At 57.9% G+C, this 17,684-nt stretch carries 15 protein-coding genes and 3 pseudogenes; 11 read left to right on the forward strand and 7 right to left on the reverse strand.

The window, feature by feature from the left end:
* Positions 1-997 precede the first annotated feature (997 nt).
* Together A3C3_RS0135515 and A3C3_RS42255 are read left to right on the forward strand one after the other, a co-directional pair.
* Entirely contained in the window at positions 998-1,825 is an 828-nt protein-coding gene (locus A3C3_RS0135515) for a type IV toxin-antitoxin system AbiEi family antitoxin domain-containing protein (RefSeq protein WP_022719241.1), read from the forward strand.
* A 259-nt stretch (positions 1,826-2,084) separates the two neighbouring features.
* The gene (locus A3C3_RS42255) at positions 2,085-2,717 is read left to right on the forward strand and encodes a nucleotidyl transferase AbiEii/AbiGii toxin family protein (RefSeq protein ID WP_233450513.1); all 633 of its coding nucleotides are present in this window, start codon (positions 2,085-2,087) and stop codon (positions 2,715-2,717) included.
* Between the two features lie 489 nt (positions 2,718-3,206).
* On the opposite strand, the gene zigA is transcribed toward A3C3_RS42255, so the two are convergent.
* From zigA to A3C3_RS44660, 7 genes and pseudogenes are all read right to left on the reverse strand, one after another.
* Positions 3,207-4,409 carry a zinc metallochaperone GTPase ZigA gene (zigA, locus tag A3C3_RS0135525; protein ID WP_022719242.1) on the reverse strand — a complete coding sequence of 401 codons (1,203 nt, stop codon included), beginning with the start codon at positions 4,407-4,409 and terminating at the stop codon, positions 3,207-3,209.
* Positions 4,410-4,762: 353 nt separating this feature from the next.
* Positions 4,763-5,602 carry an ABC transporter ATP-binding protein gene (locus A3C3_RS40545; RefSeq protein ID WP_022719243.1) on the reverse strand — a complete coding sequence of 280 codons (840 nt, stop codon included), beginning with the start codon at positions 5,600-5,602 and terminating at the stop codon, positions 4,763-4,765.
* The gene (locus A3C3_RS0135535; RefSeq protein ID WP_022719244.1) at positions 5,599-6,387 is read right to left on the reverse strand and encodes an ABC transporter permease; all 789 of its coding nucleotides are present in this window, start codon (positions 6,385-6,387) and stop codon (positions 5,599-5,601) included. The genes A3C3_RS40545 and A3C3_RS0135535 overlap by 4 nt, the downstream gene beginning before the upstream one ends.
* Positions 6,377-7,201 (reverse strand): ABC transporter permease, encoded by an 825-nt coding sequence (locus A3C3_RS0135540; protein WP_028740279.1) that lies wholly within the window; start codon positions 7,199-7,201, stop codon positions 6,377-6,379. The genes A3C3_RS0135535 and A3C3_RS0135540 overlap by 11 nt, the downstream gene beginning before the upstream one ends.
* 60 nt (positions 7,202-7,261) lie before the next feature.
* Complete coding sequence (locus A3C3_RS0135545) at positions 7,262-8,347, reverse strand: ABC transporter substrate-binding protein (protein ID WP_022719246.1); 1,086 nt, start codon at positions 8,345-8,347, stop codon at positions 7,262-7,264.
* 26 nt (positions 8,348-8,373) lie between these two features.
* Positions 8,374-9,303 carry a TauD/TfdA dioxygenase family protein gene (locus tag A3C3_RS0135550; RefSeq protein WP_028740280.1) on the reverse strand — a complete coding sequence of 310 codons (930 nt, stop codon included), beginning with the start codon at positions 9,301-9,303 and terminating at the stop codon, positions 8,374-8,376.
* Between the two features lie 302 nt (positions 9,304-9,605).
* Positions 9,606-10,303: pseudogene (locus tag A3C3_RS44660) on the reverse strand (IS6 family transposase).
* 357 nt (positions 10,304-10,660) lie between these two features.
* On the opposite strand from A3C3_RS44660, the pseudogene A3C3_RS42260 reads away from it, so the two are divergent.
* The 9 genes and pseudogenes from A3C3_RS42260 to A3C3_RS40560 form a co-directional block, all read left to right on the forward strand.
* Positions 10,661-11,105, forward strand: a pseudogene (locus A3C3_RS42260) (phasin family protein).
* Positions 11,106-11,475: 370 nt separating this feature from the next.
* The gene (locus tag A3C3_RS0135565) at positions 11,476-12,075 is read left to right on the forward strand and encodes a class II aldolase/adducin family protein (RefSeq protein WP_084797140.1); all 600 of its coding nucleotides are present in this window, start codon (positions 11,476-11,478) and stop codon (positions 12,073-12,075) included.
* A gap of 157 nt (positions 12,076-12,232) precedes the next feature.
* Positions 12,233-12,457: a hypothetical protein gene (locus A3C3_RS0135570; protein WP_145611527.1), complete on the forward strand. Its 225-nt coding sequence runs from the start codon at positions 12,233-12,235 to the stop codon at positions 12,455-12,457.
* A gap of 636 nt (positions 12,458-13,093) precedes the next feature.
* Entirely contained in the window at positions 13,094-13,810 is a 717-nt protein-coding gene (locus tag A3C3_RS0135580) for a hypothetical protein (RefSeq protein ID WP_028740282.1), read from the forward strand.
* A 97-nt stretch (positions 13,811-13,907) separates the two neighbouring features.
* Positions 13,908-14,081: a hypothetical protein gene (locus tag A3C3_RS48990; RefSeq protein ID WP_167521872.1), complete on the forward strand. Its 174-nt coding sequence runs from the start codon at positions 13,908-13,910 to the stop codon at positions 14,079-14,081.
* Positions 14,082-14,170: 89 nt separating this feature from the next.
* Positions 14,171-14,314, forward strand: coding sequence for a PLP-dependent transferase (locus A3C3_RS47700; protein WP_267903781.1), 144 nt, complete (start codon positions 14,171-14,173; stop codon positions 14,312-14,314).
* A gap of 442 nt (positions 14,315-14,756) precedes the next feature.
* Positions 14,757-16,151, forward strand: a complete 1,395-nt coding sequence (locus tag A3C3_RS40555) for a M16 family metallopeptidase (protein WP_033419998.1) — start codon at positions 14,757-14,759, stop codon at positions 16,149-16,151.
* Positions 16,148-17,479: a M16 family metallopeptidase gene (locus tag A3C3_RS0135595; RefSeq protein ID WP_022719255.1), complete on the forward strand. Its 1,332-nt coding sequence runs from the start codon at positions 16,148-16,150 to the stop codon at positions 17,477-17,479. Before A3C3_RS40555 ends, A3C3_RS0135595 begins: the two co-directional genes overlap by 4 nt.
* Before the next feature lie 110 nt (positions 17,480-17,589).
* Positions 17,590-17,684: pseudogene (locus tag A3C3_RS40560) on the forward strand (co-chaperone GroES); the annotation flags it as partial.

Consider the following 17,684-nt stretch of genomic DNA (forward strand, 5'->3'; position numbering starts at 1 on the left):
GGCTTGGCCACATGCCAACTGGCGGGCAGCTTCGCTGGCATTGATCTCGTGGTGGCGACTGCCTGTTCGGCGAGGCTGTTCATCGAGGAACTCCTATTGGTTGTGCTAGGCTACTTCTCTTTAGCCAAGCAACTACTGCGCCAAACCAGAAAATCGTCAAAACGACGCGATCACGCCGACAGCGCAGTGTCTCATGTCCGACATTGTCGGATAGCCGACAACGAGTGCAGCTGCTGTCACTGGCAGTTAGAAGGGGGGCTTGCTCCATTTGTGTGGTGTCGAGGTGGTGGACCGGCAGCTTTTTGGCCCTGAGGAGCTCAGCGCCGGCCCGGCCGTATGGCGAGCTTGAGGTCTTGCGGCGGGTGATCTGCCCGTCGGTCGGGCCGTTGCTCCGGGGCTGCTCGATAGCGTTGCCGACGGCACCGATGTCGCGTCGCATGATTTGCGCGACGATGAAGCCCGGATCACGCGCATTGTCGAAGAACCGTCAGGACGAGCTCTCGCCCAGGATGAACGATCTGATGGCTGTGGCTCGATGAGCACATCAATCCGCCGCAAGATCGAGGAGATCAGCCAGAACGAGGCGAATTGCCGCCGCCGCGAACGTATAAGGTCCTACCCAGCGCCCCATCTCGTCACGGATGGTGGCGATCATCTGCGCGTTCTTAACGCTTCGCCTCGCCCATCCTTGCCCCCAGTCCTCAATCCCACTGTTACCGCACACTGTCGAGCTCGTCTATCGAGCGTTGAACAGCCCTTCTCAAAAATAATAACGAGAGGAACCGGTTAGCCGTATCGACCTGGTTGAGATAAGGCCGACGCGCGGTCGGTTAACGATTTCCTCTCGGTGCGCGAGGGACGACGACCAGCCTCTTCGAGAGGGGGAGGTTGATAAATCATGTCGGAAAAGCCGCACTTAGCACGGAAAGTCAATCATAATGTGTTTGATCTCTGCGAATCATGTTGAATTATCCGCGCTAAACGCGGATAATGGCGCATGGTTCATGATCAGCGATCCGCCCTGTCATCTCATATAGCCGGCCTGTTATCTGCGGGTCAGGTGGTCTTTACGAGCAAGCAGGCCGAGCAGGCACTTGGGCTGGGGCGTGGCGCATTCCTTGATGCTGCCGAGCGCCTGCAACGGCGCAACGCGCTGATCAGGCCGCGCCAGGGCCTCTATGTCGCCGTGCCACCGCAGTTCGCCTCCTGGGGTGCGCCGCCGCCCTCATGGTACATCGACGCCCTGATGCGGCACGAACAGCAGCCCTACTATGTCGGGTTGCTGAAAGCAGCCGAACTCCACGGCGCCACGCACCAGGCCGTGATGGAATTCCAGATCATAACCGGCAAACGCATGCCCAAGATCAAAGCTGGCCGCAACCTTATCGTCTTCTATTACCGCAAAGACATCGCGGCCGTGGAGGCGGGTATTGAGGACCGAAAGACAGATACAGGTAGAATGAAAATATCCTCACCCGCTCTAACGGCACTCGACCTCTTGCGCTACCCGCAGGCGGCGGGCGGCATCGACAACGTCGCGACGGTCCTCATGGATCTCGCCGAGAAGATCTCGCCCCCCCAGCTTGCCGCGCTTTCCAATGCGGCCGAACGGCCGGTTGTGCAGCGTCTCGGTCACTTGCTGGATCGGCTGGGCCAGGCCGATCGGGCAGCCCCAATGTACGCAGCGCTGACGGCCCGCGGCGCTGCGCCTTGGACGGAGCTTGACCGGCAGGAGGCACGCGATCCCGATTTTACGCCCGAACCCCAAGAACGTGACGAGCGCTGGCATGTGATCGTGCGCCGCACGCCGGAGGTCGACGAATGATCCCTTCTCAAAACATCATCGCCTGGGGCAGCGTCGTCCCCTGGGCCGATCAGCGGCAAATAGAACAAGACCTCATCATCAGCCGGGCGCTCATCGACATTTTCAACGATAACATGCTGGGCGCCGAACTTCGTTTTCGCGGCGGCACGGCGCTGAACAAGCTCCACTTCCCAAAGCCGCTCCGCTACTCCGAAGATATAGACCTCGTCCGGACCTCGTCCGGACCTCTTCGGGTCCAATCGGACCGATCCTCGATCAATTGCGCGTCGTTCTGGAGCCCTGGCTCGGCCGCGCTCAATTTGACCAGAGCCCGGTTGCTCCCAAATTTCGTTTCCGTGCCGAGGCTGAAGACGGCAGCGGTGTGCCCATCCGGCTCAAGGTCGAAATCAACACACGCGAGATCAAGGCCTTCGATCCTCCGCAGTCCATGGCGCTGCGGGTCGACAATCCGTGGTTCGCAGGCGAGGCCGCGATCCCGACCTTTTCGCGCGAAGAGATGCTGGCGACGAAGCTGCGTGCGCTTCTGCAACGCGACAAGGGCCGAGACCTCTACGATCTTTCCCACGCTCTGGGTGCTTTCGACGGCCTGAATGTCGATCGGGTCGCCGAGTTGTTCAGCCAATATCTCGACCTTGCTGGTCAATCGATATCGCGCGCTCAAGCCGAGGAGCGGATGTTCGCCAAGCTGGCAAATCCGCGTCTCCTGATCGACATGAAGCCGCTGCTTCCTCTTGACCAGGCGGAAAGTCTCTCTGAGGCAGCCACCAGGGACGCCTTTGTGTGCGTCTTCGAGGAGATGATCGTCAAGATCGCCGGCGATCCATGGATCCGCACACCCGAGATGAAAGAGCGTTTTGGATTCGGCAACCGTGCAGCGCAGATTGCAACATAGACTCGGGGACCTGCCGGATCTCGAGCGGCCAATCCGAGCAGTTCGTCGAGCCTGTCGACAGGATCGACGCTGTCGGCCTAACCCCGGGTGGAAGCTTCATCACTGGGACTGATTGTGCAAACATAGAATGAGCGTTGCGATCGTCAATCCACTCGCTGTCGATGGCTTCGCCCAGCGCGGCCTGATTTTCGGCCTTTCGAGCCCTCTGTCTATTTCAAGAGTTATCTGTTGTTTCGGCCGGATATGCAGAAGGCGAGCCTTGTCCGGGCATTCGTTACCGCACTCATGGATGTGCGCAATACCCGCCACGAGGGTCGATAAGCCACCTTGGTTGGTATCGCGAGGGGCTGAAGCCGAGCCCCCTGATCTGCGCCTGTCCGATAGAAGCGAAGCGGACGTTGGAGAACCCTACTGCGGAAGCTCGGCCGGTCGAGCCTCCAGGCCCAACGGTCAGGGCCCGACACCTGTCAATCTGCCGGTCGGCGGCTCTCAAGCAGCCTTACGGTCCCAACTGGCGAAGGGATCCGGCAGGTTGCGCCAGAGTTCGGGCACAAAGACCGGGCTGTCGATCAGGCAGGCGTCGAGTTGGGCGCGAATCTTCTCCTCATCCATCGGACCGGCGCCGATGAAGACGATCTCCTGCCGACGGTCACCCCAGACTGGATCGAGATAGGGTTTCATCATGTTGAGAAAACCTGGGTCCTGCGGCCATTGTTCGCGCGGCACGGAGGTCCACCACAGCCCCATCTTGCCGGTTTTGACAAGCGCGCCTGCCTGGCTGATCTCGCCGACATGATGCGGGCGGGTCGCCAGCCAGAAGAAGCCCTTGGCGCGCACGACGCCCGGCCAGGACTTGTCGATGAAGGCCTGGAATTTCATCGGATCGAATGGCTTCTTGGCGCGGTAGACGAAGGAGCGGATACCATATTCCTCGGTCTCCGGAATATGGTCCTTAAAGCCGTGCAGTTCCTTGTACCAAAGCGGGTGCGCCTCAGCCCTGGCGAAGTCGAAGCGACCGGTACCCAGGACCTCCTTCAGATCGACCTTGCCAAAATCGGCCTCGATGAGCCTGGCGTCCGGGTTCAGGCCGACGATGATCTTGCGTGCGGCATCGCGCTGTTCCGGCGTCGCGGTGCTGATCTTGTTGAGGATCACCACATCGGCGAATTCGATCTGTTCAACCAGCAGATCGACCAGTGTGCGGCTATCTCCTTCTCCGGCCGTCTCACCACGATCCGCCAGGAAGTCCGAGGAACTATAATCTTGCAAAAGGTTGGCGGCATCGACGACCGTTACCATCGTGTCAAGCCGCGAGACATCCGCAAGGCTTTGACCATTCTCATCGCGGAAGTCGAAGGTCGCAGCCACCGGGAGTGGCTCGGCGATGCCCGTGGATTCGATCAGCAGGTAGTCGAAGCGATCCTGTTGGGCCAAGGCCCGCACCTCCTGCAGCAGATCGTCACGCAGCGTGCAACAGATGCAGCCATTGGTCATTTCAACCAGTTGCTCCTGCGTTCGCGACAGGTTTGCACCGCCATCGCGGACCAGTGCGGCGTCGATATTGACCTCGCTCATGTCGTTGACGATCAGGGCAACGCGCATGCCGTCGCGGTTGGTGAGGATGTGGTTGAGCAAGGTCGTCTTGCCGGCTCCGAGGAAGCCGGAGAGGACGGTGACAGGGAGCTTCTTCATAGCGAAAATCCTATTAATGATATAACGTAACATAAAAGGTGCCGACTTACGAGTCCATCGGTTGATATCGGAGGATGAGGCTTAAGCGCGCCGTCGGTCGAGGGTCGACCGCCGCGCTGACGACCCCTAATCCCAGGATCGATCATAGCCCCGACACGCCGACTGCGTGCTGAACCAAAACGGTCGACCCGCAGTCGGCAAGTATTCAAAAGATATGGGCCCGTAGATTTTGACGTTTTCCATCAAAGAGCTCGGATGCGCTTAGCTGCACATTTTGGAATTTCGTGCTCGGCCAATCGCAGGAATCGTTGGTTGCGAGCCCCGACAACCAAGAGGGATGTTTGCCATTTGCCTCACGTCGCTTGTTCATCGCGCGTTTCGACAATGGCCCTTTGCTTTGTCTGGGTCTCGACCCCCAAAAGTCCGAGAACTTCGTCCCGTAGAAGGATGAACTCCGGGCTTGAGCGGTCTAACCGCGCCCGCTCGGGAATAGATAGGACGGTGGCGATGCGGCCCGGATGGGGCTGCATGACTACGATCCGATGTCCGAGATGAACCGCCTCGTCGACATCATGAGTGACCAGCAGCGCCGTCGTGCCCTCATGTTGAACGATGCGTTTGAGTTCATCCTGCAGCCTGAGGCGGGTCAATGCATCTAGCGCGCCAAGCGGCTCGTCAAGGAGCAAGAAACGCGGGCGGTTGACGAGCGCGCGCGCGATGGCAACGCGTTGCGCCATTCCGCCCGATAGCTGCGCAGGGTAGGCCTTGGCAAATTGCGTCAGACCGACTAGCTCGAGATGCTGGCGCACCGTCTCGTTCTTTTCGCTCCGCGACAGGGGGCTGCGTCGAAGCGCGGTTGCGACATTCTCTTCGACCGTCAGCCAAGGCAATAGCCTGTGATCCTGAAAAACGATAGAGCGATCGAGACCTGGCCGATGGACGCGTGTGCCGTCGACAAAAATATCACCGCTGTAGTCAAGATCTAGACCAAGAATAAGCCGCAGCAGCGTGGACTTCCCGCAGCCCGATGCCCCGACAATGGTGACGAATTCACCATGCTCGATCGAAAGGTGGACATCAGCCAGCACGTTGACGTCTCTCCCGGCAACGGCGAAGCTTTTGTCGAGCCCACGGATTTCAAGAGCAGGTGCGACCTTGACCCGAAAAGCGGGTGCTTGAGGTATCTGGTTCATCTCGTTCTTCTCCTGAGTAACCATGTTTCCAGCCAATGGGCCGAACTGTTGTAGAAGAGGCCGATCAGGGCCAGGATGAGGATGCCGAGAAAAAGCAGATCCATCTCGAAAAGCTGGCTCGCCTCATTCAACCGGCCGCCGATTCCGGGCGTCACATTGAGAAACAGTTCGGAGCCGAGCGTCGCAAGCCAAGCGTAGATCAGACCGGCGTGCAGGCCAGTGAATATGGCCGGAAGGGCGGCAGGCAGGGCAATAAGGCGGACAAAGTCGAGCCGACTGAAAATTAGGACGTCAGACAGCTCCCGATAGCCCAGGGGCAATCCCCTCACGCCCTGCCAGGTGTTAATGACAACCGGTTGGAATCCGGCGACGGCGATGAAGGCAATCTTTCCCGCATCCGCGCCCCCGAACCATACGGACAAGAGCGGCACCCAGGCGAAAAGCGCAATCTGGCGAAAAGCCAGCAAGGTTGGGCCGACGATCCTTTCCACCGTGCGTGAGAAGCCGAGCGTCAGGCCGAGCAAGAGGCCGGCAGATGCGCCGATCGCAAAGCCGGTGAGGTTCCGCCTTAAGCTTTCGCTAATATCGAAGGCAAGCGTGCCGGTGGTGAACTCCGCTCTGGCCCGCGCGGCCACTGCTTCAGGCCAGGGGAGGAAGCGAGGATCGACCCAGCCGAACCGGATGGTCGCCAGCCAAAACAAGAAGACAACGGCGAAAGCTGCAAAGGGGCGCCAAACACCTGCCGCGCCTTGAAGCGGTGTCCGGCGCAACGTGTCAGCGGCCATGGAGTGCCTCCGTCTTCCACGGCTGGACGAAGCCTTCCATGTATTCGAGGATGGCGTTCAGCGACAGACCGATCACGGCGATGACGAGCATGGCAGCAATGACGAGTTCCATCTGGAAGAGCTGGCGGCCCCAAGTCATCAGATAGCCGAGCCCTTCGAAAGACGCGAACAACTCGACGATCACCAGGCTCTGCCAAGCGGCGGCCAATCCTTCGCGAAGGCCGGTGAACAGCGATGGCAGAGCAGCCGGAAGGACAATTGCAGAGATCCGCTGCACTGGTGTGAAGTCGAAGACGCGGCCCAGTTCCACAAGGTTCGGAGAGACATCGGCGATGCCGCGTGTGGTTGCCAAGATCACAGGTATCGCCGTCGACCACGCGATGCAGACATATTTGAGCTCCTCGTCGATGCCGACGAACAACACGAGCAAAGGCACCCAAGCCAGCGTGTTGACCTGTGCAACGGCGGTGAAGATTGGCCAAACGAATGCTCTAATCCCGGGCAGGAGGCCGAGGAGGGCTCCGGCAAGTAGACCCGAAAGCGCTCCGATCGTAAAACCGACGGCAACCCGCCGCAGGCTCACGAACGTGTGGTCGATGAGCGACCCGTCACGCCACAACTCGACGATCGTTGCCCAAACCACCTTGGGAGCCGGCAGGATCTGCTCCGGAAGCCAGCCGAGGCGCGCGGAAAATTCCCACGCCAACAGCAGGACAAGCGGCAACGTCATCGCGTAAGCCACGTCGGCTAACACCCCCGATGGATTAGTCAGTCTTTGCTCTACGGGCCGATTGGCCGAAGTGGTCAAGGTCATCTATCGTCCTCATTGGCCAAGGACCGCCCGCGCCAGTGGCGCGGGCGGTCCTGCGACATTTCAGTTTGTCTGCTTCTTGTTGAGATCGCCGAGCTTGGCGATTTCACCCTGGGCGTCGTAGCTTGACCAATGGTTCTCCAGCTTCAGCTCCTTGAGCGCCTGCTGTAGGTATTTCGGCTCCAGCCAGCTATCAACGTCGACGTCGCCCTTGATCAACCCGTAGGCACTTGCCCGCGCAACTTGGTCCTTGTAGCGGGCGATGATGAACTCATCGATTAGCGGGTTGAGGCGGTTTGCGAGTGTATCGCCCTCAATATCCGCTTCGAATGCATCCTTAGGGAAGCCCGAAAGAGCCCAGCCGTCGAACACCTCATCCTTGTTGGCCGGATCGGAGGCGAAGGCCACTGCTTTGATGAACGTGGTTACCACCCGCTGCGTCACATCAGGATGGGCCTGTTCGAAGGCAGTCGTGACGAGATAGGACGTGTGGCGGCCGAGTGTCGGATCGTCGCCCTTGGTGGTGTAGACGATCTTGACAATCCCCTTCTTTGCCAGCGCCAGATACTCCGGACCGCCAAACACGGCATCGACATTGCCGGAGGTGAGTGCCGGTACCGCAGCGTTGGTGTCGAGGTTGATGAAGCGGACGTCCTTCTCCGTGAGACCATGGACCGATAAGACGCGATCCGTTGCGAGTTGCAGATTGGTCCCCTTGAAAAGCGCGACCTTCTTGCGCCTCACGTCGTCGATGGACTTGATATCGCTGTTGGGTGGCACGGCAAGATAGATTGGCTCATGCCGGCTGGTGGCGAATAGGAACTTGTGCTCAAGCCCGCGCGAACGGCCGACGATTGCCGGCAGGTCGCCGAGCAGGAAGAAATCGAGCTGTTTCGCCGCAACGGATTCGTTGAGCGCAGGACCGGCGCCGCGAAAGAAGGTCCACTCGATCTTTATGTCCTTGTCGGATGCGAATTCCTTCTCGATGAGTTCCCGGGCCCGCGCATAGGAAGTCGCGTCACCATACGAATATTGCTTATTGTCAAGGCCAACACCGGGATTGCCGAAGCGGATGGTCAATTCCTCGGCTGATACTGAGCCGAGCGAGGCAAGAATCGCGGCAAGCGCCGCAGCGATACGAAGTTTCATGATCTTTTCCCCTGTTTCGGCGCCGCTCAGGCTGCCTTCGCCGCCGGTTTGGACGTCTTCACATGAGTTACGCTGCGGCGGCCATCGACACTGACCGGAACATCACCGTCAACGGTGGCGCGACGCACGACCCGGTGCTGGTCGCCATAGTCGTTGACCGCATAATGCTGGGTGGCACGGTTGTCCCAGATGGCGACATCGGCAGCCTGCCAGCGCCAGCGCACGGTGTTTTCCGGGGCCGTGACGTAAGACTGGAACACCTCGTAAAGCTTTACGGAATCGCTTTTCGACAGGCCGACGAGGCGCTGGACGAAATTGCCGAGCAGCAGGGTTCGTTCTCCGGTTTCCGGATGGACGCGCACGACCGGATGCTCGGTTTCGTAGATCGTCGAGGTGAAGACTTCCTCGAAGTGCTTCTTCTCCTCAGCGGTGGCGCGCGGGCGCACGGCCGCGTAGTCGTAAGCATTGCTGTGGATCGCCCAAAGATTGTCGGCCAAGAGCTTCAATGGTGCCGGCAGGCTCTCATACGCGGAGTGGGTGTTGGACCAGATCGTATCGCCTCCTGCTACCGGAATGACGACGCCGCGCAGAACCGAGAATTTTGGATAGGCATCAATGAAGGTAACATCGGTGTGCCACTGGTCTGCCCTGCCGCCGCCCCGACTGGAATCGAGATTGAGGATCGAAGCCGTGCCGGCAATCGGACCCTGTGTGGGATGAGGAACAAGCTCACCCAGACGGCGCGCGAACAATTCCTGTTCCGCATCGTCGAGATGCTCCTGTCCGCGGAAGAAGATGACTTTGTGCTTCAGAAGAAGCTGGTTGATCGAGGCTATGGTCGCGTCCGATAAATCACCACCGAGGCGGATGCCTCTGATTTCGGCGCCGACGCGGCCGGTCAGCGGCACAACGTCTGTCTCAGGGATGATCTGATTGACAAGGACAGGATTGCTCATGGGATTCTCCTGGTTGGTCTTGAAGAAGACAGCAAGTTGCATCCGCCAACGCGACATTCGCTTGGCGTTGAAAGTCTCGTCGCTGAAAGCCGACACAGCTATGGAATAGAATAATTGACTAAATCTATAGACAGAATTTTCTAAAGATGCGCCGTCTCGCGAAACAGCAGCCTCTGTTTCCCAAGCTGCGGCTCATGAATTCTCTCAAGCCATTCTTGGGAGAAGGGACCGCTCGGGCCGCGCTCAACGGCGGTGATGTCAGGTTAACGCGTTTGAAGTTGGTCCTGCCTTGGCTGACAGGTTCAGGCGAGCGTACCGGTCATGGCTTTCCAATGCGCCATTGCTCTCAGGCGATGAAGGTGGAGAGAAAAAGCTGTGACTGAGGAGGAACGAAGAGGTTGCGAATTGCGGAGAAGACTGAAATGAAGCGTTGAAGGTTTCCCGGGGATCGGAACCCCTGCATTGTCCGCTCTCGTTTCCGTATTGGCAGATGGGAATTTCCGCCCAGTTATTCAGTCCTTTGTGCGATCGATGTTCGACGGTTGGCATGATCTGTCGTCTGGCCGCAGCATAAGAGCCGAGCTTGTCGGTGATCATGCGCTTCAGTGCCAGGCCCTGTTTCTTGAGCAGCCGTGTCAGCAATCGCTTTGCCGTCTTGGTGTTTGCGCCGGGTCTGGACGATTTTATCGAGGACATAACCGTCCTGGTCGACCGCCCGCCACAGCCAGTATTTCCTGCGGCCGATGGTGATGACGACCTCATCGAGATGCCAGATATCATTTTGGCTGGGCGGTTTACGTCGTAAGTGGCGTGCATATGCTGGACCGAATTTCTTCGCCCAACACCGGATGGTCTCGTATGAGACCACGATCCCGCGTTCCAAAAGCATCTCCTTGACCAGGCGTAAGCTCAAGGGAAACCGATAGTATAGCCAAACGTCATGGGCGATGATCTGAGGTGGAAAGCGATGACGTTTATAGCTAACTGGCGAGTGGTTCATGCCCCGCAAATAGCAGAGCCGAACTGACCACGAGTTAACCTGACATCAGCCGGCGGAGAACTACAGCAACAGCGCGGCGCCCGCCGCGCCCTCCTCCCTTCTGCTGTCGCCCGGCCAACGGGAGGAAAGGTTCGTGACGGCAAACAAGTGGTGCACGCGAGCGAGTTTCCGGCATTCGTCGACGCGGTGATCAAGGCCGGATGCGACATTTGCGCATTTTACAGCGTGATTGGATGATGTCGGACATGCGACACAGTTGTGTTCGAGCGATCGTATTGTTCCGAAACGATTTCTCGTTTGGCTCGGTATATGCATGGCATTCGTGCCAACACACAACGTACCAGAAGGATTCCGGAAATGTCCAAGCCGACAAACCAGCCCAACCAACCCGCTGAGACCGTGGAATTCCAGGCAATCGACCCCAGCAAGGCCGCCGATCAGTTCCGCGCGGTCGCCGAAAAGGGGGTCGAACAATCGAAAGAAGCGCTTGCCAAATTCCAGTTCGGCGCCGAAGAGACCCAGATAGTGCTCAAGCCGACCTTCGAAACCGCCGGGTCGGTCGGCAATGAGCTGTCGCTGACGACGATCGCCGCGCTGCGCGCCAATGTGGAAGGCGATTTCTCGCATTTCGAGGCTCAGGCCGGTGCGAAGTCGCTGTCCGAGGTCATTGCAGACCACATTCCTAGGCAAGCGCGTCGAAATGGGAGTCGAGCAGGCCAAGGATTTTTGGGCGCTCACTATCAAGGCGGTGACCGATATTTCCAAATCGGTCAAGGACGTCTTCGAGGTGATGTCAGGTTAGAGCGTCAGGCGATTAATAAGCAACGCATCCCGCTTTCCTGAAATAGTTCCAGCATTCTTGCTGTGAGAACAGCTGGCAGACCTTGCCGACGGCCTTCCAAAGGTCGTCATAGGTTCTGGCCTTGTGTTTTCGGAGCAAGGTCTTGGGCTAGGAAAAGCCATCTCGATTGATGGCTTTTCCTAGCAGTAATGATTGAAACGTAAATGTAACAATTGCGAGGTGCCAATGACCTGTTCATCGGAGCGTACAGGTAGTTCATTTAACGAGCTAGATGCGCAGATCATCAACTCTATCCTGAAATACGCAGAACTTTGCGTCCGACAGGGATTTATCTCCAACACGCTCGGCAACATCGCTTCGAGCGCGCTCGGTGGCGCACGACCCGCACGGTGTCGCTTACACAAAACACCGGGGCGTGTCGCTGGAGGAAATGATCGCCGATAATGTGATCGTCACCAACATCAAGGACGGCAAGCTACTGCATGGCAGTGTTCCACCGAGCTTAGGGCATCAGTTAAACCGAATTGTCTTAATGGAGCGTAAGGATATCAACGCTGTTATTCACCTACATGTGAACGAGGTTATTGGATACTTTTCCGCAGAGGGTGCGACGCAACTATCGTTCATATCTGAGGACACACCTCTCGTACTTGAAAAGCCCATACACATTTTAGCTCCCGACGAAAATGTGGAGATTGTTCCTGACACAATTCCATCGTTCATTCACGATACAAACTGCTTTATTATGCCCCATCACGGCGTAACAGTGCTTGGTGAAACTCTATCTCAAGCATACCATAGAATAACAAGCGTCGTCGCTGAAATCAAAAGACTAATCACCGCCAATAGCGCTGCATCTACTCGTGCAGGCAATGTTCGATACGTCTCACAGGATCATGTAGATACGATGCTTCGAGACGGTCGCCGCGTTGTGTACGGCGAGTACGCGCCTGCCGATTTTGCGCGGTGACACCGCTACTTGCGGCGCGGTAGAGCGCAAGCTCGCTATTGAAAGCCGAGCTGTGTTCGGAGCCGCAGTCATAAACATTGGTGAATTTTGAGACCAGGCGATCACCATCAAACGTTCGGCTCATGCGCGGAAGTTCGAATGTTTCGATGCTGCCAGTGTGAAAGCCACCATGTCTAACCGGGTGCTGCGTTGCAGCCGATGGAATCAACTCGAAGATCGCGCTGCTGCGCACCGACACCGCAAATTGGAACTAGGCCAGCTCGCCTACTTCGTCAAGGTGGCCGAGGAGCTGCATTTCGGCTGGGCGGCCGCCAAGTTGCGCCAGCCGCAGGCGCCTGATCGCGATCCCTATTTCATCTTTGAGGCGATCAAAGAGGGATAGGGGACTTCAGGTGAGGGAATGGCCTACGTTTGACGTCGGCTCGAATCTCTCAGCAAGGAGTTAACGCGATGTCTCACCGGCCAATCGCTCTTTGTCCTCATGCATTGCTAGACGTTCATACTGCTGGACAGGATAAATAAGCTCGCAGCCATAAGCAAAATACAGGAGCAATCGTTGAAAAAATGAATCTTTCGTCGGCATATACCTTCCGACGTGGGCGGAGGCCAATTGCAAACTCGGAAGACGCTCGCCATCGACCGTAGCCAACTGCAGATGCGAGTTGCCAGCTGGCTTATGTGATTGCTGTTTCTGGCCCATGCTATGAAACCCTTGAATGCCCATGGATGGCTATAAGATCATCTGCCTGGATTAGGTTCTGGAGGAGCCGACCAAGATCCGGAAGGACGCAATTGCCGCCATTACTGATCCAGATCGTGTGCGGTTGAGCCCATGCTACAGCATAGCGGGTGGCAATCCCCCATTCCAATGCGTAGGAGACATGACGGTATGCAGATTGATTATGCCGTCGGCGAAGGCCCTTCCATCTACGGTGTTGACCTAGCCAGCAAAGGTCTCAGAAAATGGGAGCTGCGGTCCGACAGACTGAAACTCGCAACACAAAGGATTTCATCTTTCATGGCTTTCTATCCTTGGACATTTATCCGTACAGTCACATTTATCGGCGCTGCCGCTATTGTGCTCGGCACGCAGGCTCCGTTGGCGCAAGACTTGTCCACCCCGTCACAATGGCCCGACACGCCAACGTCACGAGTACAAGCCCTCGCAGTCCTCCAGACGCTGAATGCCCAGCTCCTCAGCAATGCCAGCGCGACGTTGACACTCGACAGTTGGTGTGCTTTGCACAAGCTGGCGCCGGGAGGCTCCAAGATTGTGGCGCACCGTGTCCGCGGGCAGGACAAACCCGCAGATGCTCTTATCCGCGAACTGTTGGCCGTCGGACCAGATGAGCCAGTCTCCTATCGACGCGTTCACTTGGCATGCGGTAACCGCATCCTCTCAGAGGCTGACAATTGGTACGTGCCGGCAAGACTGACGGCTGATATGAACAATGCGCTGAATACGACCGACATATCGTTTGGTCGAGCCGTTCAATCACTCAAATTCACCCGCACAAACTTATCGGCCGAATTACTTTGGTCACCTCTGCCGAAAGGTTGGGAAATGGGGGCCGAACTGCCGGCGTCGGCGATGGCGCCTCTTGCCGTGCCGCCGTTCCTTCTCGAACATCACGCTGTGCTGAAACTGAGGGACGGAACGCCTTTCAGCGCATTGATCGAAAGCTATACCAGCAGCGTTCTGGATTTTCCGGCTCCGCACGTGCGTCGTCGATAGTGCTTGGCGCGATTGTCACCAAACTCGGCATGTGGGGGTTACAGGACGACGAAGCTTCCGCTGGACATCGTTGCCCGGCAAGGCGGATATCCGCAGATTGACCGGCAATGTCGCGCTCGATGTCGTAAAGTGCACCGATACGGTCGAGAGCCTCACCTGCGATCTCGGCTTTATTCGAGGTCCCGATATTGTGGAAGTCGCGCCAGCAATGATGGCATGGACCGCCCCTTCCGCCGGAGCCAGCCTTCGGGATATGAAGGCGTATCAATGATTGGTTTTCATCCGTACATCCTACGCATCCGCGCAGTTCTTCTACGCGACATAAATGCCGCAATCAGCCCACAGAATGCTTTCTAGTTCATTCAGGGGTTAGAAACCCTGCCGTTGCGGTTACGCCAGCACAACGAGAACGCCATCAGAGTGGCGGAATTCCTCCGTTCACACCCGAAGGTCGCGAGGGTCATCTTCCCAAGTTCCACGACGGGATCGCTGGCGAACGGGTGAAGAAATATCTTCAACCAAGGTGACATTTACGTTCCCGTCTATGTCGCTTCGCATTGTCCGATGTACGACAATGTCGGACATGCGGCATAGTCGGTTCGATTGATTACGTTGTATCAAAAAGAGTTTTTGCTTTGGCACGCACATTGCGATGAGTCGTTCGCAGATGCGTCAGGGACCAACGATAATCGCGTGGAGATGTCAAAATGTCAGCAAAGCTCATTCTACCGGTGCCTGCATCCGGTCATCCTACAGAAGGACATTCCAGATGCAGAAGAACGAAGAGGCCGTACTCGCCAAGGAATAGTCGAGCCGAGGCTGCACAGGCGCTTTTGCTGCGCTTGCCTTCGCGCGAACGCCAACTCTACATTCGCTCCAACCCGACGAGTTCCTGGATGTCCGCAAAGGGCGCACTGTCACAGCACCTGCGTGAGGGCGTCGGCCGATGACCCATGCTGGAATAGTTTCGCGTACTCGTGCATTTGCCCTGAGCATGGTCGCGCTGCACCCTCTGATGACCTGGGAAGCGGCGGCTGTCGAAGCTTCGCGAGGCGAATCCGAGATCGGAAATTTTGTGCTGAGCAACGGCATGGAGGTGGTCGTCATACCCGATCACCGGGTGCCGATCGTCACGCAAATGGTCTGGTACAAGGTCGGCAATGCCGATGAGGTACCCGGCAAGTCCGGCATCGCTCATTTCTTGGAGCATCTGATGTTTAAGGGCACGAACGAGCACCCGGCCGGCGAGTTTAGCGCGAAGGTCGCTGAGCTCGGCGGCCAAGAGAACGCTTTCACTTCGTCCGACTACACTGCCTATTTCCAGACGGTAACGCCGGACTCACTCTTGACGATGATGGAATTTGAAGCTGACCGCATGCGCCATCTCATACTCTCAGACGCGGTGATCGTGCCGGAGCGCGATGTTATTCTCGAGGAGCGGCGCTCGAGGATCGAAGAAAGTCCCGAGGCGCTTCTCGACGAAGAGATGCAGGCGACGCTCTATCAGAACCATCCGTATCGTATCCCTGTGATTGGCTGGATGCACGAAATGGAACGGCTCAATGGCGGGGACGCCATGGCATTCTACGATCGATACTACGCCCCAAACAACGCCATACTGGTAATAGCGGGCGACGTGGACGTCGCCAGGGTGGGCAACATGGCGGAGGAGACCTACGGGCGTGTACCGCGCGGTCGGGAGCTGCCGCCTCGGGTGCGGCCGCAGGAGCCGGAGCAGAACACCAAACGGACGGTCGTGCTCACCGACCCGCGCGTGACCATGCCGAGCTTCCAGGAGGCCTGGGTGGTGCCTTCCTACAGAACGGCCGAGCCGGGCGAAGCCGAATCCCTGGATCTTCTGTCGGAAATACTCGGCGGAGGAACGCGCAGCCGCTTCTACCAGGAATTAGTGGTGAAACGGGGAATAGCCTCTTCTGCCAGCGCCTATTTTGAGGGAATGTCACTCGATGCGACGAGCTTCACAATTCACGGCTCGCCGCGGGGCGAGGCGAAGATCGATGCGGTGCAAGACGCGATCGAGGCTGAAATTCGGAAAATCATCAGGGCCGGAGTTACGGAGGTCGAACTCGAGAAGGCCAAAAATCGCCTCGTGCGCTCGATGATCTTCGCACGCGACAGCCAGGCGGAAATGGCCAAAATCTTCGGGGTGGCGCTCGCCACCGGCAGTACTGCGGAGGATGTGCAGAAATGGCCGGAGAGGGTCCGCGGGGTAACGGCGGCTGAGGTTCAGGCGGTTGCCAGGAAATATCTTAATCCGGACCGATCGGTGGTGGGGTATCTGCTGCCGCGGGAAAACGCATCCTCAGGAGATAGGCGATGACGAGGTTAAATGGACTGCCGTGCGAGGCGGTCAAGCGACTGCTGATTGTGCTCCTATTGCTGAGCCTTGCCGCGGCGATGCCGGCTCGGGCGGCCACCGCCATCCAGGAGGTCAAGACATCGAGCGGGATCAAAGCCTGGCTGGTTGAAGATTATGCGGTACCGATCATCACCATTAGTTTCGCGTTCCGGGGAGGCAGCACGCAGGATCCTTCCGATAAGGAAGGCGTTACCAATCTCATGAGTGGGTTGTTTGACGAAGGGGCTGGCGACCTTGAAAGCAACGCCTTTCAGCAACGGCTGGACGATGCCGGCGCCGAGATGCGGTTCGACGCGAGGCGCGATGCGGTCTACGGATTCATGCGAGTGCTTGCCAATCAGAAGGATGATGCGTTCGCTCTTCTCCGGCTGGCCATCGAGCAGCCGCGCTTCGACCAGGCGGCCATGGATCGCGTTCGTGCCCAGATCGTCTCCGGCATCACGGCAAAAGAGAAGGATCCGGAGACGGCCGCACAGATCGCATGGATGAAGGCGATCTATGGAGATCATCCGTATTCCCGGCCGTATGAGGGCACCGAGCAATCCCTCGCCGCCATCACGGCCTCCGATCTGAAGGCGCTTCATACGCGACTTTTCACGCGCGGCAACCTTGCCATCGCCGTAGCGGGCGCAATCGACGCCGGCGCGCTCAAGCGCGATCTGGATCAGATATTCAGCGGCTTGCCTGCGGAACCCTCCCTTGTGCCGGTCGCGAAAACCGCGCCGAAGCTGGGGCAGGAAATTCGAATCCAGTATGACTTACCTCAGGATCGGCTGCGCTTGGCCTATCCGGGGATCAGCCGCAAAGACCCGCAATTCTTCGCAGCCTATATGATGAACCACATCCTCGGTGGAGGGCTCTGGACCGAAGTGCGCGAGAAGCGAGGGCTCGCTTACGGCATCGGATCTCGCCTCGAGAACAACGATCATGCCTCGGCACTCGTTATCGCCACGAGGACCCGCCCGGATCGCGCCGCAGAGACGCTCTCCCTCATTCTCGCCGAGGTGAGCCGGATGGCGGAGGAGGGCATCGGCGAGGAGGAGCTCGAAGCGGCGAAGAAAAATGTCATCGGCGGGTATGCGATCGACAATCTCAATTCATCCCGCGCGATCGCAGACACTCTGATCGCAATCCAGATGCAAGATCAGGGCATCGACTATATCGAGCGGCAAAAACAGTTAATCCAGGCCGTAACCGTTGAGGACGTTCGGTCGGCCGCGAGACGGCTTCTCTCCGCCGATCCCGCCGTGATGATCGTCGGACCGCCGCTCGAGAGCCGGAAAGGATGACGGTTCGCAGGGGAAATCCCGCCCGTTCGGCGGCAGATTTCATGACCTATAACAACCATTCACCGGATCGCTCAAAGATCCGCACTGTCAGTTGATCGAGGGATTAGACAATGGCAAGCACCAATTTCCGCCCCCTTCACGACCGCGTCGTCGTTCGCCGCGTTGAATCCGAAGAAAAGACCAAAGGCGGCATCATCATTCCCGA

The sequence above is a fragment of the Rhizobium mongolense USDA 1844 genome (genome assembly GCF_000419765.1).
GTDB classification, from domain to species: domain Bacteria; phylum Pseudomonadota; class Alphaproteobacteria; order Rhizobiales; family Rhizobiaceae; genus Rhizobium; species Rhizobium mongolense.